At 66.6% G+C, this 24109-nt stretch carries 22 protein-coding genes; 8 read left to right on the top strand and 14 right to left on the bottom strand.

What is annotated here, in order from left to right; translation table 11 throughout:
• Positions 1-62: 62 nt before the first annotated feature.
• From cfa to M1L61_RS14905, 3 genes are read right to left on the bottom strand one after another with little or no spacing between them, the layout of a single operon-like run.
• The gene (gene cfa / locus M1L61_RS14895; protein ID WP_053443294.1) at positions 63-1178 is read right to left on the bottom strand and encodes a cyclopropane fatty acyl phospholipid synthase; all 1116 of its coding nucleotides are present in this window, start codon (positions 1176-1178) and stop codon (positions 63-65) included.
• A 19-nt stretch (positions 1179-1197) separates the two neighbouring features.
• The gene (locus M1L61_RS14900) at positions 1198-2079 is read right to left on the bottom strand and encodes a DUF3298 and DUF4163 domain-containing protein (protein WP_010486767.1); all 882 of its coding nucleotides are present in this window, start codon (positions 2077-2079) and stop codon (positions 1198-1200) included.
• A 37-nt stretch (positions 2080-2116) separates the two neighbouring features.
• On the bottom strand, positions 2117-2419 hold the full coding sequence (locus M1L61_RS14905; protein WP_006455911.1) for a GNAT family N-acetyltransferase: 303 nt from the start codon (positions 2417-2419) through the stop codon (positions 2117-2119).
• Between the two features lie 185 nt (positions 2420-2604).
• On the opposite strand from M1L61_RS14905, the gene M1L61_RS14910 reads away from it, so the two are divergent.
• Positions 2605-2790 carry a hypothetical protein gene (locus M1L61_RS14910; RefSeq protein ID WP_049453088.1) on the top strand — a complete coding sequence of 62 codons (186 nt, stop codon included), beginning with the start codon at positions 2605-2607 and terminating at the stop codon, positions 2788-2790.
• Positions 2791-2833: 43 nt separating this feature from the next.
• Here M1L61_RS14910 and M1L61_RS14915 read toward each other — a convergent pair whose 3' ends face one another.
• A complete protein-coding gene (locus tag M1L61_RS14915) occupies positions 2834-3460 on the bottom strand; it encodes a rhomboid family intramembrane serine protease (RefSeq protein ID WP_010486760.1) in 627 nt (208 codons plus the stop codon).
• A gap of 7 nt (positions 3461-3467) precedes the next feature.
• A complete protein-coding gene (locus M1L61_RS14920) occupies positions 3468-5033 on the bottom strand; it encodes an oligopeptide:H+ symporter (RefSeq protein WP_049409328.1) in 1566 nt (521 codons plus the stop codon).
• 162 nt (positions 5034-5195) lie between these two features.
• Here M1L61_RS14920 and M1L61_RS14925 point away from each other — a divergent pair, with 162 nt between their 5' ends.
• Positions 5196-6044 carry an endonuclease/exonuclease/phosphatase family protein gene (locus M1L61_RS14925; protein ID WP_029380095.1) on the top strand — a complete coding sequence of 283 codons (849 nt, stop codon included), beginning with the start codon at positions 5196-5198 and terminating at the stop codon, positions 6042-6044.
• Between the two features lie 60 nt (positions 6045-6104).
• Here the strand turns inward: M1L61_RS14925 and M1L61_RS14930 are convergent, their stop codons facing one another.
• Positions 6105-6716 carry a superoxide dismutase gene (locus M1L61_RS14930; protein ID WP_005410310.1) on the bottom strand — a complete coding sequence of 204 codons (612 nt, stop codon included), beginning with the start codon at positions 6714-6716 and terminating at the stop codon, positions 6105-6107.
• Between the two features lie 220 nt (positions 6717-6936).
• Here M1L61_RS14930 and M1L61_RS14935 point away from each other — a divergent pair, with 220 nt between their 5' ends.
• Positions 6937-7389, top strand: coding sequence for a ribonuclease domain-containing protein (locus M1L61_RS14935; RefSeq protein WP_029380094.1), 453 nt, complete (start codon positions 6937-6939; stop codon positions 7387-7389).
• On the top strand, positions 7389-7802 hold the full coding sequence (locus M1L61_RS14940; RefSeq protein WP_010486750.1) for a barstar family protein: 414 nt from the start codon (positions 7389-7391) through the stop codon (positions 7800-7802). Before M1L61_RS14935 ends, M1L61_RS14940 begins: the two co-directional genes overlap by 1 nt.
• Positions 7803-7945: 143 nt before the next feature.
• Here the strand turns inward: M1L61_RS14940 and M1L61_RS14945 are convergent, their stop codons facing one another.
• Both M1L61_RS14945 and M1L61_RS14950 read right to left on the bottom strand, forming a co-directional pair.
• Entirely contained in the window at positions 7946-9712 is a 1767-nt protein-coding gene (locus M1L61_RS14945) for a hypothetical protein (protein ID WP_248853723.1), read from the bottom strand.
• A gap of 10 nt (positions 9713-9722) precedes the next feature.
• Entirely contained in the window at positions 9723-10322 is a 600-nt protein-coding gene (locus M1L61_RS14950; protein ID WP_010486746.1) for an NfuA family Fe-S biogenesis protein, read from the bottom strand.
• Positions 10323-10412: 90 nt separating this feature from the next.
• Here M1L61_RS14950 and M1L61_RS14955 point away from each other — a divergent pair, with 90 nt between their 5' ends.
• The 3 genes from M1L61_RS14955 to zupT all read left to right on the top strand — a co-directional run bounded on the left by M1L61_RS14955 (position 10413) and on the right by zupT (position 12084).
• Positions 10413-10763, top strand: a complete 351-nt coding sequence (locus M1L61_RS14955) for a 4a-hydroxytetrahydrobiopterin dehydratase (RefSeq protein WP_005417612.1) — start codon at positions 10413-10415, stop codon at positions 10761-10763.
• A complete protein-coding gene (locus tag M1L61_RS14960) occupies positions 10760-11176 on the top strand; it encodes an energy transducer TonB (RefSeq protein WP_010486743.1) in 417 nt (138 codons plus the stop codon). The genes M1L61_RS14955 and M1L61_RS14960 overlap by 4 nt, the downstream gene beginning before the upstream one ends.
• A 98-nt stretch (positions 11177-11274) precedes the next feature.
• Complete coding sequence (gene zupT / locus M1L61_RS14965; RefSeq protein WP_010486740.1) at positions 11275-12084, top strand: zinc transporter ZupT; 810 nt, start codon at positions 11275-11277, stop codon at positions 12082-12084.
• Positions 12085-12186: 102 nt separating this feature from the next.
• Here zupT and M1L61_RS14970 read toward each other — a convergent pair whose 3' ends face one another.
• A complete protein-coding gene (locus M1L61_RS14970; RefSeq protein ID WP_043401530.1) occupies positions 12187-13161 on the bottom strand; it encodes an RluA family pseudouridine synthase in 975 nt (324 codons plus the stop codon).
• Positions 13162-13568: 407 nt separating this feature from the next.
• Here M1L61_RS14970 and rne point away from each other — a divergent pair, with 407 nt between their 5' ends.
• Complete coding sequence (gene rne / locus M1L61_RS14975; protein WP_248853724.1) at positions 13569-16823, top strand: ribonuclease E; 3255 nt, start codon at positions 13569-13571, stop codon at positions 16821-16823.
• A gap of 177 nt (positions 16824-17000) precedes the next feature.
• On the opposite strand, the gene M1L61_RS14980 is transcribed toward rne, so the two are convergent.
• From M1L61_RS14980 to M1L61_RS15000, 5 genes are read right to left on the bottom strand one after another with little or no spacing between them, the layout of a single operon-like run.
• A complete protein-coding gene (locus M1L61_RS14980) occupies positions 17001-17888 on the bottom strand; it encodes an endonuclease/exonuclease/phosphatase family protein (protein WP_049408973.1) in 888 nt (295 codons plus the stop codon).
• A 2-nt stretch (positions 17889-17890) separates the two neighbouring features.
• The gene (locus M1L61_RS14985) at positions 17891-21058 is read right to left on the bottom strand and encodes a discoidin domain-containing protein (protein ID WP_248853725.1); all 3168 of its coding nucleotides are present in this window, start codon (positions 21056-21058) and stop codon (positions 17891-17893) included.
• Positions 21055-21891, bottom strand: coding sequence for a carbohydrate ABC transporter permease (locus tag M1L61_RS14990; RefSeq protein WP_006378064.1), 837 nt, complete (start codon positions 21889-21891; stop codon positions 21055-21057). Before M1L61_RS14990 ends, M1L61_RS14985 begins: the two co-directional genes overlap by 4 nt.
• On the bottom strand, positions 21888-22769 hold the full coding sequence (locus M1L61_RS14995; protein ID WP_006378065.1) for a sugar ABC transporter permease: 882 nt from the start codon (positions 22767-22769) through the stop codon (positions 21888-21890). Before M1L61_RS14995 ends, M1L61_RS14990 begins: the two co-directional genes overlap by 4 nt.
• A complete protein-coding gene (locus tag M1L61_RS15000; RefSeq protein ID WP_071306021.1) occupies positions 22766-24106 on the bottom strand; it encodes a sugar ABC transporter substrate-binding protein in 1341 nt (446 codons plus the stop codon). The genes M1L61_RS14995 and M1L61_RS15000 overlap by 4 nt, the downstream gene beginning before the upstream one ends.
• Positions 24107-24109 lie beyond the last annotated feature (3 nt).

A 24109-nucleotide genomic window follows, 5' to 3' on the forward strand; every position in this document is an offset into this window, starting at 1 on the left:
CCCGGGAAACCGGGCGGTTTTTTTGTTGGGTCATCCACGCATGGCGTGGATGCTCTTGCAGATCAGCGTGGCGCCACGTACCCGCCCGGCACGCCTTCCGGCGACAGCACCAGCTGCCACAACTGCGCATGCCGGCAGCGGAAGGTGGCCATCGATCCGGCCAGGTAGAACCGCCACATGCGGCGGAAATGCTCGTCATAACGCGCATCCAGCCGTGGCCATGCCGCTTCCACGTTGCGCCGCCAGGCTTGCAGGGTCAGGTCGTAATCGGTGCCGAAGTTGTGCCAGTCCTCCAGCACGAAACGGCCTTCGAACGCCCGGGTGATCTGCACTGCCGACGGCAGCATCGAGTTGGGGAAGATGTAGCGCGCGATCCACGGATCGGTGCGATGCCGGGAGATGTTGGTGCCGATGCTGTGCAGCAGCAGCAGGCCACGCGGCGACAGGCAGCGTTTGGCCACTTCGAAGAAGCTGGCGTAGTTCTTGTCGCCGACGTGCTCGAACATGCCGATCGAGAAAATCGCATCGAACGGTTCGTCCAGTTCCCGGTAGTCCTGCAGGCGGATTTCAATCGGCAACCCCGCGCACAGCTCGCGGGCAAACTCGGCCTGTTCCTGCGAAATGGTCACGCCGACGCCGCTGACGCCGTAGCGCTCGGCAGCGAACTTCAGGGCTTCGCCCCAGCCACAGCCGATGTCCAGCACACGCTGACCCGGGCGCAGCCCCAGCTTGCGGCACACCAGGTCGAGCTTGGCTTCCTGCGCGGTGTCGAGATCGTCGGCATTGCGCCAGTAGCCACAGCTGTAGACCAGGCGCTGGCCGAGCATGGCCTGGTAGAGATCGTTGCCGAGGTCGTAGTGGCGGCGGCCGACTTCGTAGCTGCCCTGCCCCACCTGCAGGTTGAACAGGCGCGCCTTCAGCGCATCGGCCACTTCGCGCCAACCGTGCACCCGTTCGTCCAGGTGCGCCTGCATCAGGTGGACGAGGAATTCATCCAGGACGTTGGCATCCCACCAACCCTCCATGTAGCTCTCGCCGAGGCCGAGCGAGCCTTGGCCCATGACCCGCGCGAAGAAGCGCGGGTCATGCACCTGGATATCCTGTGGCTGGGTACCGCCGATGCGGACCCCGGCTTCCTGCAGCAGGCCGGCGACCCGCTCCTGCAACCCTGTATCCACGCCACCTCCTCGACTGCGGTCAACCGCGTGCGAACAGCTCCACGTAGTCCTTGGCCACGTGCGGCAACAGCACCGCCGCCGGTACATCGGCGGTCTGGGTGCCGTCCGAGTATGGACCCACCTGGTAGGGCGGGAAAACAAAGCGCAGTGCCGTGATCTGCCCCTTGTCGTCGGTCAGCGGCTGGAACTGGCTGAAATTGTCGGCCTGCGGGCCGGTACCGTCGGCGATCATGCGCGATGCGTTGCGCAGCGATTCCTGCAGCTGGGCCGGGTCCATGTCCTCGCCGCTGAGCCGCGTGGCCACGCGTTCGCGCAGCTGGTCGGCAACGAAATCACTGATCGCCTTCCAGCCCTTGGCATCGGCCACCAGCTTGTCGGCGCTGAGCATCTGCTGCTGCGCCGGCAGCCACACGAAACGCGCCACCAGCGGCTCGCCGTGGGCGCCACCGGTATAGCGGCTGCCATCGGCACTGACCACCACCAGCTGTGGCGTTTCCAGCAGCTTCTCGAAGCTCAGCGACAGCTCGTAGGGCATGGTCGGCTTGTCATTGCCCAGCCCGTCCAGTGCCTGCTGCAGGTCGCTGCGAGCGCTGGTGGCATAGTCCTGCAGCGCGCGTGCCAGGCCCGGGTAGCGGTCGATGCCGGCCGGGTAGCTGATGCCCACCACTTCGCGTTCGTTGTTCTCGATCACGTCGCGCAGGTCCAGCGGCGCTTCCGTGGCCGGCGTTTCGCCTGCGGCGGTGGTCTCGGCGGCAGGTGCCCCGTCGGCCACCGGTGCCTTTTCGCTCTCACGCTGGCAACCGGCCAGCAACAGCACGCCCACCACGCCGGCCAGCACGCTGCCGTGCAATGGCCGGTTGTTTCCAATCTTCATCGGGATCCCCTGTTCATGTTTGTACATCATCGCCTGCCATGGCTGAAGCGTGGCCCGCTGGCATTCAGCCAACGAGCAGGTCGTGGTACTCCTCATGCCGCTGCAGGAAGGCCTCGGCGTAGGAACACGCCGGCACCACCTTGTACTTCTGCTCACGGGCAAAACGCAGCGCCACACGGGTCAGCTCACCGGCAATGCCCCGGCCGGCGATCGGCTCGGGCACCTCGGTATGCGTGATGACCATGCGCCTGCGTTTGATCTGGTAATCCAGCACCGCCAGCTGTCCGCGCACACGGGCGGTGAAGCGATGGTTGGCCAGGTCGTGTTCGACCTCGTAGGCCAGACCGGGGGGCGTGACCGAAGCCATGGAACTGTCTCCTGCGGCGACTGCGTGGATGGTGCGCAGCCGGGCGCCATGATCGCGTGAAGCCTGAACAGGGGCAAGTCCAGTCCGTTCACGTCAGTTTTCGACCCTCAAGCTGGAGGGCCGGCGGCCGCTATCGCCTGTGGAGGGGTACGGCCAGGCTGGCACGGCCCTTGCGACCGTTGATCATGCGCACCACCGCGGAGGCACCGATGCACCCCAGCGATCCCCATTCCGATACCGACCGCGCCCTGCTGGAGGGCCTGCTGCAACTGGCGGTGGAAGGGCAGACCGAAGACCAGGATTTCCAGCGCATCGGCGAGGAAGTGTTCGCCCGCCTGCTGGACACCTACGGCCAGCAGACCGCGATCTGAGCCTGCCGGGGCGGATCGCTGCCGATCCGCCCCGCTCCCGCCATCAACCGCCGCCGAGGCGGAAGGTCGGGTTGGAAAGCTCGCGCAGGAAGTGGGTGAAGATGCTCGGCTGCATGGCCAGCATGAAGATCACGCCGAACGCCGCGCCCGCCAGGTGGGCGCTGTGGTTGATGCGGTCACCGCCGCGCTTGTCCATCCAGATGCTGTAGCCGACGTAGAACGCGGCGTAGACGATGGCCGGCGCCGGGATGAAGAACACCAGGATGATCGACCACGGCTTGATCAGGATGAAGGCGAACAGCACCGCCGACACCGCCCCGGACGCACCCAGGCTGAGGTAGTTCGGGTTCTTCTGGTTCTTCAGGTAGCTGGGCAGGATCGAGACCAGCAGCGCACCGATGTAGAACGCCGGGTAGGTCAGGTAGCTGCCGGTCAGCTGCACCATCACGCTCTCGATGAATCCCCCGAAGAAGAACAGGGTGATCATGTTGAAGATCAGGTGCGACCAGTCGGCATGGATGAAGCCATAGGTCACCAGCCGGTCGTACTGGCGGTGACGGTCGATGGCCGGCGGCCACAGGATCAGGCGGTCGGCCAGCTTGCGGTTGTTGAACGCCATCCACGACAGGATGGCGGTGATGGCGATCAACAGCAGATTGACGGGGGTCATGTCAGGCTCAGGCGCTACGGTAGTTGTCGACCATACGATAGCGTTTTGCGTACCAACCGAAGGCCAACGCCGCGACGAAGGCGAAACCGGCGAAGAAGAACATCAGGAATGCCGCCTCGCTCAGGCCGGTACTGGCGATCTTGTGGGTCACCACGTCATTGCGCACGGCTGCATTGGACAGCAGCACCCACAGGTTGCCGATGGTGGTGGTCAGGTTCCAGAAGCTCATGACCACACCCTTCATGGCCTGCGGCGCCTGGCTGTAGGCGAACTCCAGGCCGGTGGCCGAGACCAGCACCTCACCGAAGGTCAGCAGCGCGTACGGCAGCATCTGCCAGAAGATCGACATGGCGTTGCCCCCGTCCATCACCACCTGGATGCCGCCGACCACGATCCAGGCCAGGCCGCTGAAGGCGATACCGGCGGTCATGCGGCGCAGCGCGGTCGGCTCGAAGCCGAAGCGGCGCAGGGCCGGGTACAGCACCAGGTTGTTGAACGGGATCAGGATCATCACCAGCAGCGGGTTCAGCGCCTGCATCTGCGAGGCGGTGAACCAGCTCGGCATCTGCATCTGCTGGCCCTGCAGGACCCAGGTCGAGGCCTTCTGGTCGAACAGCGAGAAGAACGGCGTGGTCAGCGCGAAGATCACCAGCACGCGCAGCACCGAGCGCACGCCTTCCACGGCTTCGGCCGGATGCTGGCCACGGGCACGCTCCAGCTGCAGCCAGGTGCCGCCGCCGATGCCCGCCAGGATCGACACCAGCGCCAGGCACAGGCAGATGACGATGCCCAGCGAGCCGACCAGGCTGAACGAGGCTGCTGCCAGCACCAGGCCGAGCACGGCGATCACCAGGCCCGGACGGCCCTGGCCGGTCACGCGCGTGGTCAGTGCGGTACGCACCACGTTGGCGAACGAATGCGGATCCTTCGGCGGCAGCGGCACCAGCACGTAGCGCTTGCGGCCCAGCCAGAACACGAAGGTGGCGATGAACATCAGGATGCCCGGGATACCGAACGCCCACTGCGGGCCCCAGTTCTTCAGCACCAGCGGGATCAGCAGCGAGGCGAACAGCGAGCCGAAGTTGATGATCCAGTAGAAGGCGTCGAAGACGATCTTGGCCAGGTGCTTGTTGCTCTGGTCGAACTGATCACCCATGAACGAGGCCACCAGTGGCTTGATGCCGCCGGCACCGAGCGCGATCAGGCCCAGGCCGAGGAAGAAGCCCTCGCGGCTGTTCTCGAACAACGCCAGGCACAAGTGGCCGGCGCAGTAGACCAGGCTGAACCAGAGAATGGTGTGGTACTTGCCGAAGAACCTGTCGGCCAGCCAGCCTCCGAGCAGCGGGAAGAAATACACGCCGATCATGAAGCTGTGCATGATGTCCTTGGCTTCACCGGCACGGCCTTCCGCAGTGATTTCCTGCAGCAGCAGCGAGGTGATCAGGAACTGCACCAGGATGTTGCGCATCCCGTAGAAACTGAACCGCTCGCAGGCCTCATTGCCGATGATGTACGGGATCTGGCGCGGCATCTTTCCCTGGCCGGCGATGGGGGCAACTGCGTCGTGGCTCATCCTGTAAGGCAATCCTGCAAAGCGAAAGGCGCAAGATTACCGGAAGCAGGGCTTGCGAAGCACGCTGCAGGGCTGCATGACAACGGTGCCAATCCATGGCAGACACCGCATGCCATGCCGGAAGTCACGGCACCTGCACGACAAAAGCGTAAACTTATCGTTATGCGCCCCCTCGCCCCCGCCCGTCTCCTGCTCAGTTGCCTGGTGCTGCTGATGGCGTTGCAGGCGCAGGCGCGGCCGCAGGCACCGGCCACAACGGCCAGCGAAAGCGAGCCCCGCCAGCTGACCGTGGCCGCGCTGGAGCTGCCCAGCCGCGATGATGCGCAATGGAAGTTGCGCCGCGAACAGGTCGCACAGTTGCTGACCGACCTGCAACCGGACGTGATCTCGGTGCAGCAGGTGCTGCAGCAGCAGGGCCGCAACCCGGCCTGCTGGCTCGCCACCCGGCTGCGCTACAGCTGCGACTTCGTTACCGCCGATCCGCCCAGCCAGCCGTTGCGGCATGGCAACGCGATGCTGACCCGGCTGCCGGTCAGCGAGGATGGCGTGACCCTGCTGCACCCACCCGGCATCTTCAGCGCCGCCGGCATGATGCGGCTGAAGCTGGGCGAGGCACTGGTCAACATCTATGTGGCACGGCTGCGCCCGGACCCGGACGAGGCCACCGCCCGCCAGCATCAGACCAGCGACCTGATGACCTGGATCGGCGCCACCGCCGAGGGCATGCCCAGCCTGATCGCCGGCGATTTCTCGGCAACCACCGTCGAGCTCGTGCGCAGCACCCCGGGGTTCCAGCCCGCCCGGCGCAATCCCGGCGGTCGCGTCGAGGCGCCTGCGGCCAGTGGTGGCGGCAGCAGCGGTCATGGCCTGGATGTGCTGTTCCAGGTCAAGCACTTCGGCGGCATCCGCCAGCAGCCGATCCTGCTGCCGGCCGACGGCGACCTGCCCGGCCTGCGCCTGGGCGTGATGGCCACCCTGCGCCTGCAGGGTGATACCGCCACTACCGAATGACTCCTGCAACAGAAAAGGCCGGGGTTTCCCCGGCCTTCTCCGTTCATCCCATCACCGCGATCAGGCGATCGCTTCCTGGTAACGGCGCTCGACCTCGTTCCAGTCGATGACGTTGAAGAACGCGCCGATATATTCCGGACGGCGGTTCTGGTACTTCAGGTAGTACGCGTGTTCCCACACGTCCAGGCCGAGGATGGGGGTGTTGCCTTCCATCAGCGGGCTGTCCTGGTTACCGGTGCTCTCGACCACGACCTTCTTGTCCGGGGTTACGCTCAGCCAGGCCCAACCGCTGCCGAAACGGGTCAGCGCAGCCTTGGTGAAGGCGTCCTTGAACTTGTCGAAGCCGCCCAGGTCCTTGTCGATGGCCTTGGCCACGTCGCCCACCGGGTTGCCGCCAGCATTCGGAGCCATCACGGTCCAGAACAGCGAGTGGTTGGCATGGCCGCCACCGTTGTTGCGCACCGGACCCTGCAGGTTCTCCGGCAGCGACTTGAGCTTCTTCACCAGTTCCTCGACCGGCAGGTCAGCGTACTCGGTGCCTTCCAGCGCCGCGTTGACGTTGTTGATGTAGGTCTGGTGATGCTTGGTGTGATGGATTTCCATCGTCGCCGCATCGATATGCGGTTCCAGCGCGTCGTAGGCGTAGGACAGCTTGGGCAGGGTATAGGCCATGATGCATCTCCTGATTGCGAGGGCACCCGACGGTGTCGGGCGTTGCGCGGTGAATGATGGGGACAGACCGCCAGATTACCAAGGGGGATGTAAAGGAAATTGCGTCCTGCCAGTGAGCACGACGGCAATTGTTACGCAGCAGTGACGCGATGCCATCCTCATGCACCGTGCAGCGCACAGGCGCTACAGTGCCTGCACCGCCCTCGCCCGCTCCTTGCCCATGCGCAACCCCCGGCTGCTGATCACCGCCATCGCCCTGCTGCTGCTCGGCCTGGTCGTCAACCATTTCATGCAGCGCCCGCCGGCGCCGCAGTTCGCGCCGGACCTGCAGGGTGCGCCTGCCGCGCGCGCGCCGGCCACCGCCTCGCCCGGCAAGAACAGCGGACTTCCCGCGTTCCTGCCCGCTGAAGCCCGGCAGACCATCGCCCTGATCCAGCGTGGCGGCCCGTTCCCGCACCGCCAGGACGGCAGCACGTTCGGCAACCGCGAGCAGCAGCTGCCGCAGCGCCCGCGCGGCTACTACCGCGAATACACCGTCGATACCCCCGGCGCCCGCACCCGTGGCACGCGCCGCATCGTCACCGGCGGCGATCCGCCGGAGGCGTGGTACTACACCGACGACCACTACGAATCGTTCCGCAGCTTCACCGTACCGGCCCAGGGAGCGCAGTGATGAGCCACGATGATTTCGGCCTCGGCCTGCATGACATCAACAATGCTGGCGTCTACGCCATCGACAGCGACGACATCGGCGCACTGGCCGCAGCGATGCGCGATGCCGGGCTGAAGGTGATCCGCATCGATCTGGAAGGCGTGGGCGACAAGCGCACCCTGCTCGCCCGGCTGGCCGCGCAACTGGATTTCCCGACCGGCTTCGGCGGCAACTGGGATGCGCTGTCGGACAACCTGCGCGACCTGCAGTGGCTGCCGGCCAACGGTTACGCGCTGTTCCTGGCCGACGTGGACACGTTGCGCGCCTCCACGCAGAAGGACTTTGACACCCTGCTGGACGTGATGGACGAAGCCAGCCGCGACTGGGTCGGCCGCGACGTGCCGTTCTGGGTGTTCCTCTCGCAGAGCGCGTGAGGTCACTGCCCTGGTGGATGCCGACCTTGGTCGGCATGCGCTGATGCCTCGGTAGAGGCCGACCTTGGTCGGCGCCTCTGTGCCAACCAAGGTTGGCACCTACCAAAGCGCGAGCCGGCCAGCGTGTGGCGCGCCCGTCTTGGCTAGCGGCTCCCGTTATCTTCCTGCAGTTCCTTCTTGAACGGGATGTCCGGCGGCGGCCGTGCCACGGCCGGCTGGTCCTGCATGTTCGGATTGGTCAGGCCGCAGCCACCACCGGCCTGCAGGATCGAGATCACGCAGGAGATCCTCGTACTGGTACCCGGCAACGGAATCTCCATTGCCTTGACCCCCTTGCGCACCCACTCGGCCAGCAGCGATTCCTGCGGGACCCAGTACTTGTCGAACGAAGTGGGCGTGTAGTCGTAAGGCGGTCGCTTCAACCAGGTGCCCGATTGCGCGATGCGTTCCTTGCTCCAGCCATCGTTGGCGCCACCGGGCGCACCGCGCTCGGCACGACCCTCGCCTTCCTGGCCCGGCACACGCACGCTGCCATCGGCATTGAACAGGCCACTGCCCTTGCCGGTGGTGCTGGCCTGGCGGGCGCCCTTGTCGGCGCCGTCATGGTTGCGGCTCGATGCACCCCAGTCATCACCCTTGGGGGGCGTGGCCCAGTTGCCCGGATTGGGGGCCGGGCGCGCACCTGCCTGAGCCGGGGTCGTGCTGGATGCAGCAGGCCGCGCAGTGCTGCTGCTCGCCTGCGTCGCGCTGCCATTGGCTGCCGGCGCGGGTGTTGCCGCGGGTGCATTGCCACTGGAAGACGAAGGGGCTGCGGCCGGTGCCGAGGCTACTTCGCGCTCGCGCACCTGTACGTCACGACCCGCCGGCGCACGCACCGCCGGATCACGACCGGCAACGGTTGCCACCCGCACCTGCGGATCGACCACCGCCTGCACTTCACGCTCGCGCACCTGCACGTCGCGCTGCGGCACGCGCACCTGCACATCGGCCGTGCGCAGCGGCTGCGACACCGCCGGTGCATCGACCGTACTGACCTCGCGCTCCTGCACCTGTATGTCACGCAGCTGCGGCGCCCGCACCGCTATCTCCGGCGCACGCAGTGCGGTTGGGGTTGGCGGCGCCTGCACCGGCTGCACGCTGCGCTCGCGCACTGTGGGCGTGGTGTCGCGCGGCACGATGCTGACCTCGGTGCGCGGCACGCTGACCGGCGGTACCACGAAATCCGTACTGGCCTGCGCTACTTCGGTGGCCTGCACCGGCGAGGGTGGCGGGGCCGCAAGCGGGGCCGGCTCGGCTTCGGCCGGCGGCGACGGCACGCTGGCTGTCGGTGCCGGAGCCGGTGCGGGCGCAGGCGCCGACGCGGCCGCAGGACGCGGCTCAGGTGCCGTCGCTGCCCCTGCTTCCTGGCCGGCGGCAACCTGACCCGCCGGTGCAGCCGCAGCCGCTTCGGCACCCGGCTGATCGCCACCACCTTCCTGGCTGGCGCGACCGACGAATTCCACCTGCACACGCTCGCCTTCGGCGCCCTCTGCTTCCGGTGCCGTGGTGCGGATCACCGCAACCCACAGCAGCAGCATGAAGAACAGCAGGTGCAGCAGCGCGCTGGCAAACGCCGAGGTCCAGCGCATCCAGCGCTGATCGCGCGGCGCAGCGTCCCAGTCCTGCCAGAACAACCGGCGCAGCGACTGCCACGGTGACAGCCGGGGCGATTGACCCGGCGGTCCAGGCAGCGGGCGCGGCAGCAATACTGCAATCACTTCGCGGGCGTGGAAGGGCCGCGGCAGCGGGCCCAGCGAGCGCAGCCACAGCGCCCAGCCATAGGGCAGGCGCGTGGACTTCTCGAGGACGGCGCGTGGCTGCTGGCGGGCCAGCAGCAGTTCGATGAGTTGCTCGGCCCGGGTCAGAGGCACGCGTCAGCGATCAGGCGACGTTGCCGCGCGGGATGTACGGCGCGTGGCCGCTGTCGTGGTCGGTCGCGTCGCGCACGGCGGTCACGCCCGGCACGCGGCCCATCAGGGTCTTCTCGATACCCTGCTTGAGCGTCACGTCGGCCATGCCACAGCCCTGGCAGCCACCACCGAAGCGCAGCAGCACCACGCCGTCGGCCGAAACTTCCTGCACGGCCACCTTGCCGCCGTGCGAGGCCAGCTGCGGATTGACTTCGTTCTCCACCACCCAGTGCACGCGCTCGACCAGCGACGCGGCATCACCGGGGGCCTCGCCCTTGATGCGCGGTGCCTTGATGGTCAGCTGCTGGGTACCGGCGGTGCCGGCGACGATGTCGATCTCGGCACCGTCGAGCCAGCCGACGCTGCTCGCATCGACGTAGAGGGTGAAGCCATCGCAGTCCACCGCCCACTCGTCACCGAGCAGGTCGGTCGGTTCGGCGAATTCCAGCCGGGCATCGGCGCGCGGGGTACCGGGGTCGACCGCGCTCAGGCGCACGCCCATGCCGGGCACGCCCTCGCGTTCGATCAGCTTGCGGAAATGGGTCTGGGCAGTGTCGGAGATCTGGATCATCAGGCTATTCTAGCCAAGTAAGCGTCAGCCGCTCATTCGGTTTATACACCGTCCGGCGCATTGTTCAGTCAACACGAGGTGGAGATTCCCATGGCCGACCTGATTCCACTGGCCCAGGCCCGTTGCGTGCCGCGCAAAGGCAGCGACCACAAGCTTGGCGAGGCCCGCCTGGCCGAACTGCTGCCGCAGGTTCCCGGCTGGGAGCTGAGCGAGGGCGGGCAGGCCCTGACGCGCACCTTCCGCTTCAAGGATTACTACGCCACCATGGCCTTCGTGAACGCGCTGGCCTGGATCGCCCATCACGAGGACCACCATCCGGACCTTGGCGTGCACTACGACCGCGCGGTCGTGCGCTTCTCCACCCACGATGTGGGCGGCCTGAGCGAGAACGACTTCATCTGCGCGGCAAAGACTTCGGCCCTGACGGAGCAACTGCCATGAACGTACGTTTGCTGAGCCTGTCCCTGATCGCTGCGACCGGCCTGGCCGGCTGTGGCCCGTCCGAACCACCGGCACCGCCACCGCCGCCGCCGACCGAAGTGGCCGCGGTGAAGACGCCGCCGCCGCAGTACCCGCTTGAGCTGGCCTGCATGGGCGTGGGCGGCACCAGCACCTTCAAGGTGACCATCGGCGCCGACGGCAAGCCGAGCGAGGTCGCGCTGTTGACCGGGGCCGGCAACCCGCAGCTGGACGAACTGGCCAGGACCGCCGTGCAGGGCTGGCAGTTCAAGGCTGCCACCCGCAACGGCGCTGCAGTGCCGGCCACCATCCAGGTACCGGTCAGCTTCAACCCGCCGCAGCCGAAGCCGGACCAGTGCTTCGCCATCGAAGAACGCCTGCGCCGCGGCGGCTGATCGCCCGCGCCCCGACGAGGCCAGCCGACGCCCGCCTCGCCCTCGCCGCCCCGGCCTTGCCCGGGGCGGTTGTCTATTGACCAGGACCGCGTCGGTACATGTTGCAGATTCCTCCCGAAAACATCTGGATCGCACTGGCGGTCACTCTTGCGGCCGGCCTCGCCACCGCCATCGGCAGCCTGCTGGTGCTGTTCTCACGGCGCCCCAACCCGCGCCTGCTGGCGTTCGGCCTGGCCTTCGCTGGCGGCGCGATGGTCTATGTGTCGCTGTCGGAGATCCTCAACAAGTCCATTGCTTCGTTCGCACTGGCCTATGGCGAGCGCACCGGCTTCACCTACGGCACCCTGGCCTTCCTGCTGGGCGTGATCGTGATCGTGCTGATCGACCACTTCATTCCCAACCCGCACGACAGCCTGGACAAGCAGGACCCCGCGTTCCGCGAGAACAGCCGCGAATACCTGAAACGGGTCGCGCTGCTGACCTCGGTCGCGATCACCGCGCACAATTTCCCGGAAGGGCTGGCAACCTTCTTTGCCACGCTGGAAAGCCCATCGGTGGGCATGCCACTGGCCTTCGCCATCGCCATCCACAACATTCCCGAGGGCATCGCGATCGCGGTGCCGGTGTACTTCGCCACCCAGAACAAGTTCTATGCGTTCAGTGCCAGCCTGCTGTCCGGCCTGGCCGAACCGGTGGGCGCGGCGCTGGGCTACTGGCTGCTGTCAGGATCGTTGTCGCACGCCACGTTTGGCTGGGTGTTCGGACTGATCGCCGGCGTGATGGTGTTCCTTGCGCTGGATGAGTTGCTGCCGGCAGCCAAGCGTTATGCCAAGGGCCACGAAACGGTGTACGGGCTGGTGGCCGGCATGGGCACGCTGGCGATCAGCCTGGTGCTGTTCAAGTGGTGAGGGACTCCCGGCTCGCCCTGTAGAGTCGAGCCACGCTCGACTGCTCTCCGGTCGGCTCGCGCGGAACGCCAGTCGAGCATGGCCCGACTCTACAAGGGTTCCTTACTTCAGGCGGTCCAGCGCCTCGGCCAGCTCATCGGCCAGCGGCGCATTGAGCACATACGGGGTCTTGCCGTCGTCCAGCGCGAACTCCAGCGAAGCCGCGTGCAGGAACAGGCGTTTCAGGCCGATCTGCTCACGAAGCCGCTTGTTGACCGCCGGATCGCCGTATTTGTCGTCACCGGCCACTGGATGCCCCAGATGCTGGGCATGCACGCGGATCTGGTGGGTGCGGCCGGTCTCGATGCGCACCTCGCAGTATGAATGGCCGCCACGACGTTCCAGTACCCGGAAGTGGCTGATCGATTCCTTGCCGATCGCATTGACCTGCACATGGCGCTCGCCGCCCTGGCGCAGGCCCACGTGCAGCGGCGCGTCGACCGTCATCACGCCATCGGGCATGCGCCCGGTCAGCAGCGTCAGGTAGCGTTTGCGGATGCCAGCGCCGTGGTCTTCACGCAACAGGGCCTGCAGTTCGCTCAGCGCCGAGCGCTTCTTGGCCACGATCAGCAGGCCTGAGGTGTCGCGATCCAGCCGGTGGACCAGTTCCAGGGTCTGCCCCGGGCGCAGCGCGCGCAGGGTCTCGATAGCGCCGAAGCTGATGCCGCTGCCGCCGTGGCTGGCCACGCCGGTGGGCTTGTTCAGGGCCAGCAGGCGGGCGTCCTCGAAGACGATGGCCTGCTCCAGGCGGCGCATGAACGCCTCCGGCGGGCCGGCCTTGTCTCCTTCTTCACTGAGACGAACCGGCGGCACGCGCACCTCATCGCCCGCCTCCAGCTTGCGTTCGGCCTTGGCACGGCCGCCGTTCACCCGCACCTGGCCGCTGCGTACCAGCTTGTAGACCAGGCTGCGCGGGGCGCCCTTCAGCTGGCCGAGCAGGAAGTTGTCCAGGCGCTGGCCGGCGCGGTCGGCGGGAACGGTGATCATGCGCACGGAAGGCTTGTCGCCAGCGGGTTTGGTCGGGTCTTGGGCGGTCATCAGGCTGTTTATTCTGTTACACTCGGGGGGCGAGATAAGGGATTGATTTCGTTGGAAGTTACTCAGGGCCAGAAGCCCAGCTTCCGACGAATCCGGCACAGTGCGCGACCACCGCCCGCGGGGCGGCCATGTTAGCGGCTCACCGGCCTTCCCGGCCATCGCCGGATGCCTGACACGCAACCGTGCTGAACATGTCCCGCGTGGCGCTCCAGCCTGGCTGACAGCTGCCTGCGGCCTGTAACACCCCAAAACCCATAAGAGTGAAGCGCTCCCGCGGCCTGCCGTGGTGTCGTAGCGCTGGAAACCCAAGCCGCCCTCCCCGCGCTTGCGCGAATGGGCGGCGAACCGTGTCCAGAGGCGAAACCCCATGGCGTTCCGCGCGGTAGCCGCTTGCGAGGAACGCAACAATGAAGCGAATGCTGATCAACGCCACGCAGGCTGAAGAGCTGCGTGTTGCCATCGTGGATGGCCAGTCGTTGTATGACATCGACATCGAACAGCCGTCGAAGGAACAGAAGAAGTCCAACATCTACAAGGGCCGGATCTTCCGCATCGAGCCCTCGCTGGAAGCGGCCTTCGTCGAGTACGGTGGTGGCCGCCATGGCTTCCTGCCGCTGAAGGAAATCTCCCGCGACTACTTCCAGGCCGGTGTCGACCACAACAAGGCCGGCATCCGCGAACTGCTGAAGGAAGGCCAGGAGATCGTCGTCCAGGTCGACAAGGAAGAGCGTGGCAACAAGGGCGCTGCCCTGACCACGTTCATCTCGCTGGCCGGCCGCTACATGGTGCTGATGCCGAACTCGCCCAGCGCCGGCGGCGTGTCCCGTCGCATCGAAGGCGAAGACCGTGCCGCCCTGAAGGACGCCCTGGACAAGCTGAACATCCCCGACGACATGGGCGTGATCATCCGTACCGCCGGCGTCGGCCGCGATGCGGAAGAGCTGCAGTGGGATCTGGACTACCTGCTCAACGTCTGGCGTGCCATCGCCGAAGCCGCGCTGAGCAAGCCGGCCCCGTTCCTGATCTACCAGGAATCGCGCCTGATCGTGCGCGCCCTGCGTGACTACCTGCGCGCCGACATCGGCGAGATCCTGGTGGACACCGAGGAGATGTACGAGCACGCCCGCGAGTTCATGCAGCAGGTGATGCCGCAGACCCTGCGCAAGCTCAAGCATTACAAGGACGACATCCCGCTGTTCAACCGCTTCCAGATCGAATCGCAGATCGAAGGCGCCTACGAGCGCAACGTGCGCCTGCCGTCGGGCGGCTCGATCGTGGTCGACCAGACCGAAGCGTTGACCGCCGTCGACGTGAACTCCTCGCGCGCCACCAAGGGCAGCGACATCGAGGACACCGCGTTCCAGACCAACCTGGAAGCGGCCGAAGAAGTGGCCCGCCAGCTGCGCCTGCGTGACCTGGGCGGCCTGGTGGTGATCGACTTCATCGACATGGCCTCCAACAAGCACCAGCGCGAAGTCGAGAACCGCCTCGCCAACGCACTGAAGTACGACCGCGCGCGCGTTCAGGTCGGCCGCATCTCGCGCTTCGGCCTGCTGGAAATGAGCCGCCAGCGCCTGCGCCCGAGCCTGGGCGAGTCCAGCCAGATCGTCTGCCCGCGTTGCGACGGCCACGGCCGCATGCGCAGCGTCGAGTCGCTGTCGCTGTCGATCATCCGCGTCGCCGAAGAACATGCGATGAAGGAAAACACCGGGCAGGTGCTGGTCCAGGCCCCGGTGGAGATCGCCAACTACCTGTTGAACGAAAAGCGCAGCGCCCTGCGCGAGATCGAGCAGCGCCACGAGGCGCCGATCGTGATCGTCGCCGACGAGCAGCTGCACACCCCGCACTACACCGTCACCCGCCTGCGCGAGAACGAGCTGGGTGAAGAGAGCAACAAGCCCAGCTACCAGCGCGGCACCCCGCGCAAGTTGCCGGTGCACGCGCTGACCAAGGGCCAGCTGAACATCCCGCCGCCGGCGGTGACCCAGGTCAAGCACACCTCCCCCGCCCCGGTGCGCGAGGAAGTGGAGCCGGCCGCAACTGCCCCGGCCCCGGTCGTGGCAGCGCCGGTGGCGCCGGCCCCGAGCGGCGGCGTGATCGGTTGGCTCAAGCGCGTGTTCGGTGGCGAACCGGCCCCGGCGCCGGCGCCGGCAGCCCCGGCTGCACGCCAGCAGCAGGACGGCGGCCGCAAGGACCGCAACAAGGATCGCAACAAGGACCGCAAGGACCGTCGCGACGACAATCGTGGCAACGGCAACGCGCAGCAGCAGAAGGACGGCGGCAACCGCAAGGACCGCGGTGAGCAGCGCAAGGATGGCCGCAACGGCAACAACGGCAATGCCCAGTCGCAGCCGCAGCAGGGCAAGCAGAAGGAGCCGCAGCAGAAGGATGGCCAGCAGCAGCCGCAGCAGCAGAACAAGCCGCGCAACGAGCAGCAGGGCCAGAACCAGAACCAGCAGCAGCCGAAGCTCAAGCAGCCCAAGCAGCCGCGTCCGCAGCAGCAGGACGGTGACAAGCCGACCGAGAAGCCGCAGCGCGGTGCCGCCGATGCACCGGTCGACGCCGTGACCGCGGCAGCAGCCGTGGCCGCCACGGCCGCCGCCGCCAATGGGGTGACCGCACAGGAAGCCACTGCACCGGTCGCCCCGGTGGCCGCCGCTCCGGTGGACGCCGCAGTAGCGGTCGAGACCGGTGCCAACGAGGCCGAGGTGGTTCCGGTTGCCGGTGAAGAGGCCGCAACCGACGCCAATGGCGAGCAGGCAGGCGAAGGCGCGACCCGCCGTCGCCGTGGCCGTCGTGGTGGCCGTCGTCGTCGTCGCGGTGGCACCGAGAACGCCGCCGGCAGCGACGCTCTGGGTGATGACCAGGACGAGGGTGATGACAGTGATGACGCCGACGGCGCCGAGCCGAACGTCGACAGTACTGCCGGCACTGCGCCGGTCGCTGTTGCGCAGCCGGCCCGTTCGCAGCCGGAGTTCGACTTCGATGACGAAGTCGAGCCGGTCGTTGCCGACGCCGCGAAGCCGGTCCGTGCTGCCGCCGCCGTTGCCGCCGCACCGGTTGCCGTGGTGAGCAGCGCCGTGGTCGAAGCCGCCGCCCCGGTCGTGGCTGAAGTGCAGGCCCCGGTCGAAGCTGCTGCGAAGACCGAAGCGGTGTCCTCGCCGGTGCAGACCAGCATGCTCGATGCCATCGACGCCGCGACCCCGGCCCAGCCGGTAGCCGCTGCCGCGCCGGTGATCGAAGTCATTGCGCCGGTGACCGAAGCACAGCCGGTCGCGGTTGAAGCAGCCCCGGTGGCTGAAGCCGCTCCGGTGATCGAAGCGAAGCCGGCGGCGGTCGAAGCTGCGCCGGTGGTTGAAGCCAAGCCGGAGATCGTTGAAGCCACTCCGATGGTTGAAGCCAATCCGGAGGCCGTTGAGGCTGCGCCGGTGGTTGAAGCCAAGCCGGTCGTCGAACCCGTCGTAGCCGCCGAACAGCCGGTCGCTCCGGTGGCGGTGGAAGCCGCGCCGATCGAAGCCGCTGCCCCGGTCGCCGAAGCGGTGGTGACGCCGTTGATCGACCCGGTCGCCGATGGCCATGCCGACGCTGCAGCCCAGGCTGCAGAAGCCAAGGCCGGCGAAGAAGACGAAGAGACTGCCAAGCGCACCCCGCCGGCGAACTGATCGCTCTTTGATCGCATGAAAACGAAACGGCGGGGATCAATGATCCCCGCCGTTTTTGTTTGTGCCTCGGGCGCGTGCAGCGCTCTGGAAGAGGCCGACCTTGGTCGGCGCCGTTGTTGGAGCGGACGCGGACACGTCCGTGCCAACCAAGGTTGGCACCTACCGAAGCGTGCTCCGTCAGGGTTTCGGTGCGAACTGCAGACGGGTCCACACGCCGTAGTGGTCCGAGGCCCAGCGACCGCTGTCATCGGGCTGGTCGAACAGGAGCTTGGCCTCACGCGCGACCATCTCGTCCTGCTGGAAGAAGATGTGGTCGATCCGCGAGGGTGCCTGGTAGTAGTGCCGGTTCAATGTACTGACCTCGGCCAGGTCAGTGTTGACATGCACGCTGCCGTAGCTGTCGCCGTAGTGGCTGCGCAGCTCGCTCAGGTCACCAGCATCCACCAGCGCATTGAAGTCGCCGGCGATCACCACCGGAGCACCGGCCGACGTTGCAGTGATGAAGCGCAGCAGGTCCTCGACCTGGCTGCGGCGGATGCGCTGCCCGCTCTCGTCACTGCGCTCGTTGAGGTGCGTGGCATAGACGTTCACCGGCGTGCCATCGACGTCGATGCGCAGGTGAGCAACCGTGCGGTAGTCGTCCAACGGCTGCAGCAGATGATCCCCCTGGGCGAGGATCGGCCGCCGCGTCAGCAGCGCATTGCCGTAGCGCTTGGGCGCCCCAACCGGATCGGTGGACACGAACACGTACCTGTAGCCGAGTTGGCTGGCCAGCCATTGCGCCTGGTTGCGCACGTTGCGGCGCTGGATCACCTCCTGCAGGGCAACCGCATCCGGCTGCAGGCGCTTGAGTTCGGCCAGAATGGTGCGGCGCCGGCTCGGCCAGTCTTCGCGGTCATGATGCAGGTTGAAGGTGACCATGCTCATGCCCGGCGCGCTGGCAACGTCGGGCGCCGCGGTCGTGGCAGCCGGTTCGGCCGCCATCAACACGCCCGGCAATGTCAATGCAATGGCCAGCCCCAGGGCACGCACCGATGTGCGCACCCTCGCCCCCTGCTGCTTCATCGTTACTGTCCCTTGCGCTCGGCGCGGCGCACCGCGCTCGGCACTTCGATCTCGATCCGCGCCGGCAGCTGGTGCACGTGCAGTTCCTTGTTGATCCACTCGGCGGCTTCGCCGTTGACCGTCACCTCGCCCGGATCACCCGCGTACGGCCATGGCAGCACCACGCCCCCCACCGGCGGCACCAGGCCCGGCAGCACCTCCAGCACCAGCTGCTTGTCGCTGCGCTGCAGGCGGTAATTGAGCTGGCCCTGTGGCGTACGCAGGCCCTGCACCGCGACACCCTCACCCTGCAGCCACGCGCTCGGTACGCCGGCGGCCAGCACCAGCGCATCGTCCATGTCACGGTTGTAGGCGAACATGTCCAAGGCCGAGCGCACGAAGTCCGAGGCCACCCAGGCATGCGGCAGGTCACCGACGAAGAACGGCTTGCGCGGCGTGCGCGAGACCACTTCGGCCCACTGGTTCCAGGCCTGCGGTGCGCGGTCCTTGAAGAAGAATTCGGTGGCCTGCCAGGCGCGGTCGCGCCAGCCCAGGCGCACGAACGCGGCCACGTTGCGCCATTCGTACGGGGTGTAGTCCTTCCACTCGCGCTTGCCATCGCGCCGCGCGACGAACTCGTTCCAGTAGCGTTCGAAGGTCGCCTCCAGGGCCTGCTGCGGCAGTCGGCCCTGCTCGCCGCCAGGCGCCAGTGCGATCGTGGTCGAGGTCGCATCGAAATCGCCCAGCTCGGCCGAGCCCGGCAGGTAGTCGATGCTGTGCTGCTGCATCGCCGACAACAGCGAGGCCTGCAGGTCATCCCTGAACTGGTCGCGCGATTCGGCAATCTGCATCGCCTCGACCTTGCCCAGCTGGGTCGCCAGCAGCGCCGCGTCCTTGTAGCCGCGCAACGCCCAGAAGTTGTCCCAGTACGAGTGCATCGGCTTGGCCGAATAGCCTTCGTGGCTGATCGAGGCCGGCATCATCCCGTAGAACGCCGGGTTGCGCGCGCGGTTCTCTTCGGTGCGCTCGCTGGCGCGCAGCTGCTCCATGTAGCTGTAAGCGCCCTGCACGTGCGGCCACATCAGCTCGGTGAAGGTGCTGTCGCCGGTGTAACGCCCGTACTCGGCGATGCTGTAGATCAGCTCGCCATGGCTGTCGTTCTCCGGCACCGGATCACTGCCGCGCGCATCGACGCAGCACGGCACCTTGCCGTTCTCGAACTGGTACGGCGCATACCAGTTGATGTAGTCACGCACCGCATCGCTGCGGCCCATGCGCAGCAGGCCCTCGGAAATCATCGCGCCATCTCGGATCCAGCTGCGCGCATACGAACGCGTGCCCGGCTGCAGCCGCGGCCCGACCCGCGAGATCAGCATGTGCGCGACCGCCGTGCGCAGGGTGTCGACCAGCGGTTGGCCTGCAGCGGGCACCTGCAGCGAGACCACGCCCAGCTTCTTGCGCCATTGTTCGGCCACCTGCGCCTGCGCCTTGGCCACGTCCAGCGCCTGCGGCGCCCAGCCACCGGTCTGTGGCAGCACCACCGCCACCTCGCGGCTCTGGCCAGGCTCGAGCTTGATCGTATAGATCAACGCGCCCGACGCCATGCCGGTGCTGTCCTTCACCGCGGTCTCAGCCGGGTACTTGCCGTCCGCCAGGTGCATCGCATCAAGCTTGCCATCGAACGTACTGGCAAAGCGCGCGTCCGGCACCTGCAGCGGATAGAGGCGCGGCTCGCCGTTGACCCGCACCAGCTGCTCGCCGACATCCAGTGCATCGATGCGGCTGAAGCCACCGACGGTGTTGAGGAACTGCGTGGGCGGATTGACCTGCCACGGACGGATCGCCAGTGCCAGGGTGTATTCGTGTGCGACCTTATCCGGATTGCTCAGCCGGTAGCGGCCGATCAGCTGCGCGCGCTCCGGCGTGCCCTGCACGAAGCCGGTCACCGCCAGGCCAACCTTTTCATGCACCCAATCGACGTTGGCGATCGGCAGGTAATGATCCTGCAGCGACTGGGTGATCGCCACCTTCGACCAGTCCAGCAGCTTGCCATCGAGGCGGATGAACGGTTCGATGCTGAAGCTGCCCTTGGCCGGCTCCAGTGCGCCGTCCTCGCTGATCAGCGCCTGTTCCTGGCCGCCATCGAGGCCGAGCAGGGTCCAGTACGGCTGCTCACCCACATAGGCACGTGGCAGCGAGCCGCGTGGCAGGTCGGCGGCGACCGAGGAGAGGAAAGCGTTCGGGGTGGCGGCAAAGGCCAGCGGCTTGAGCGTGATGTCACGGATGCCATAGCGCCAGTTCGGCCCGTCCTGCAGATCGAAGCGCACGTAGCGCGCATCGGTGTCCGGCAGCGCCAGCCAGTCGCGGCCACCGGCACCACTGGTCACTTCACGCACGGTACGCCAGTCACGGCCATCCTCGGAAGTGCGCACGGTATAGCGGCGGGCTTCAAGATTCGGCAGCCAGTCGATCACCGCACCGCCGATCTCGCGGCTCTTGTGCAGGTCCAGGCTGATGGTCTGCTGCTTGACGCCACCACTGATCCAGAACGTATCGCTCTTGCCGTCGATCATGCGGTCCTGCAGCGCGGTGGCGGTATCGGCAATCACCGATGGCACCAGCGCCGAATCATCCTGAGCTGGCAGGCCCTGCAGGGTCAGCTTGTCGAAGCACACCGTGCCGCGGCCGCCGACCTTGCTGTAGATCGTGAACTCGACCGCAGCACTGCGTGCCATCTCCTTCTCGGGCGAGGGACCCCACGCCTTGTCGATCTGGCGGCGGCGGTACTCGACCGGCGTCCACGCCCTGGGGAAGCTGTAGCCGGGCCGGTTGACCCACCAGACGTTGTCGCCACTGGTATCGATCAGCTTGAACTGCAGGTCGTTGCCCGGCGAATCACCGCGCAGCTGGAAACCGAAGCGGTAATTGACCGGGTATTCGATGTTCAGCGCGCGACGGATGCCGACGTAGCCGGAGACATCGTGGAAGTCATAGTCCAGGCACAACGCGCGGCCACCACCGGCGCCGCTGACCGGCCGCAGCGAACCGCTGACCTGGTCGGACAGCACCAGCTTCCAGGCGGCGATGTCGTCGAAGTCGTCCAGCACCTTCGGTGCCGGCAGCGCCGGTGGTGCGGCGATCGCCAGGGAGGTCCACAACAGGCCCAGTCCAACGGCGATCGCTCGCTTCATCCCTTGACGCTCCCCAGCAACAGACCTTGGATGTAGTACCGCTGCAGCACCAGGAACAGCGCCAGCACCGGGACCACGGTGACCACCGCGCCGGCCATCATCATTTCCACGTCCATGATGTGCTCGCGCGAGAGGGTGGCCAGCGCCACCGGCAAAGTGTAGTGCTCCTGATCGGTCAACACGATCAACGGCCACATGAAATCGTTCCATGCACCCATGAAGGTGAAGATCGCCAGGGTCACCAGCACGGGCTTGAGCATCGGCAGCACGATCTGGAAGAAGATGCGCAGCTCCCCTGCCCCGTCGATACGGGCCGCTTCCAGCAGCTCGTCCGGAATCGAACGCGCGTACTGCCGCACCAGGAAGATGCCGAACACGCTGGCCAGCGCCGGCACGATCACGCCGCCGAAGCTGTTGACCAGGCCCAGCTGCTTCATCAGCAGGAACAGCGGCAGCATCGCCACCTGCGCCGGAATCACCAGCGCCGCCATCAGCACCTGGAACAGGCGCTCGCGGCCGACGAAGTTCAGCTTGGCGAAGGCATAGCCGGCCATCGTGTTGAGCAGCAGCGAACCCAGCGTGATACCGACCGACACCAGCAGGCTGTTGGCGAAGTTGCCGCCCATGCCGGTGCGCGCGAACAACTCATGGTAGTTGCGCGTGGTGATGCTCGATGGCAGCAGCGGCGGCGGGAAGTGGGTCGCCTCGCCCTGCGGCATGAACGAGACCGAGAGCATCCACAGCAGCGGCGCCAGGCTGACCAGCGCCAGCACCAGCAACGCACCATTGATCAACCACGGGTACCAGCGCGACTGGCCGATTTCACGACTCATACCAACTGCCTCTTGCGGCCGAAACGCAGCATCACGGTGGTCACCGCCAGGATGATCAGGAACAGCAGGAACGCCACTGCGGAGGCGCGCCCCAGGTTCCACCACTTGAAGCCTTCCTCGAACATGAAATACAGCACGCTGACGGTGCTCTGCAGTGGGTCGCCGCGGGTCATCACGTACGGTTCGGCGAACAGCTGGAAGTAGCCCGACACGGTGATCACGCCGACCACCAGCAGCACCGGGCCGAGCATCGGCAGGGTGATGTGCAGGAACTGCTTCCAGCGCGAAGCACCGTCGATACGGGCCGCCTCGTACAGGTCATGCGGGATGGCCTGCAGGCCGGCCAGGAAGATCACCATGTTGTAGCCGAAGTTCTTCCACACCGCGAACAGCATGATGGTCGGCATCGCCCAGTTGGGATCGCCCAGCCAGTCGATCGGGCTGATGCCCAGATGACCCAGGCCGTAGTTCACCAGGCCGTAGCTGGTATGGAACAGGTAGCGCCAGATCACCGCCACCGCCACCAGCGTGGTCACCACCGGCGCGAACAGGGCGGTGCGGAACAGCGCCTTGAAGCGTGCGGCCGGTGCATTCAGCAGCATCGCCGCACCCAGCGACACGCCAATCGACAACGGCACGCCGATCAACACGAAGTAGGTGGTGTTCCACAGCGACTTCCAGAACATCGGCGTCTGCAGCAGGTCGATGTAGTTGCCGAGGCCGACGAACCGCAGGTTGCTGCTGTCAGCCAGTGCATAGAGGTCGAAGTCGGTCACGCTCAGCGCCAGCGCCGAGGCGACCGGCAGGCCGAAGAACATGCCCAGCACGATCAGCGAGGGGCCGGCGAAAATCCAGCCGGCAAGCGAAGTACGTTTCATTGCGCGCTCCCGGCGGCCACGGCACTGCTGGACTGCGGCGACGGCACGCGCTGCTGCAGGCGTTGTTGTTCATGCATCCAGCGGCGCTTGGTCAGCACCTTGTCCACGCGCTGGTCCAGCTCTTCCACGGCCTTGTCCTGCGCCAGGCCACCACGCACCACCTTCTCGGTGACGATGCGCATTTCCTGCACGATGCGCTCCCACTCAAGCACCTTCGGCGTCGGCTTGACCCGCTCCAGCTGGTCACGGAACGCAGCGGCCAGAGGATCATTGGCCAGCGACGGTGCGTTCCAGGTACTGCGACGCGGCGGCAGGTCGCCGATGATGGAATGGAAGCGGGCCTGGATTTCCGGGCGCGACAGGAACTCGATCAGCCTCCAGGAGGCTTCCTTCTGCTGCGACTTGCGGAAGATCACCAGGCTGGTGCCACCGGCAATACCGGCGCCCGGACCGTCCGGACCCGGCAACGCGGCCGTGCCCCACTGCCCTTCCAGCTCCTTGGGCTGCAGCTTCTTGAACTCGCGGATGTTCCAGGGGCCGGAGATGTAGAACACATTGAAGCCACGGAAAAACTCGTCCCAGACGTTGGAGATCTGCGTCTCGGACATCTTCGGCGCCCAGCCCTGCTCGAACATGTTGGCGTAGAAGGCCAGCGTGCGGCGGAACCCCGGGCTGGCGAAATTGCCGCGCGTGTCATCGTCGCGCAGCAGCGGATCGGGCTGCTGCAGCGCCAGCGACAGCTGCTGCTCGAACTCGTTGATCGGCATCAGCACCGCATAGCGGTTCGGGCCCTGCATGCGCTTGATCGCCGCCATCTGTTCGTCCCACTCCTGCCACGTGCGCGGCGGGTGGTCGTAACCGGCCTTGGCCAGCAGATCCTTGCGGTAGAAGATCAGGCGCGTATCGACATACCACGGCACGCCCACCAGCTCGCCGTGGATCACATTGGTATCCCAGATGCCTTGGAAGTAGTCCTTCGGGTCGACCACGGCCGAGCGCTGCACGAACGGCTGCAGCGGCGTCAGCGCATCAAGCTCGGCGAACTCCGGTACCCAGGTGTTGCCCAGCTGGCACACGTCCGGCAGGCCGTCGGCGGCGAACGCGGTCAGCAGCTTCTCGTGCGCGGCCGTCCACGGGATGTTCTGCACATCCACCTTGATGCCCGGATTCTCGGCCTCGAACTCATGGATCAGCTCGCTGACCACCTCCGCCTCGCGGCCCATCGCCCAGAAACGTACGGTGGTGGTGCCCGGATCGGTACGGGCACAGCCGGCCACGGCCAATGCGGCGAAGGCAGGCAGCGCCCAGCGGCGCAGGCGGTCGATCCAGTTCGGCATCGG

Source organism: Stenotrophomonas sp. NY11291 (genome assembly GCF_023277365.1).
GTDB lineage: Bacteria > Pseudomonadota > Gammaproteobacteria > Xanthomonadales > Xanthomonadaceae > Stenotrophomonas > Stenotrophomonas geniculata.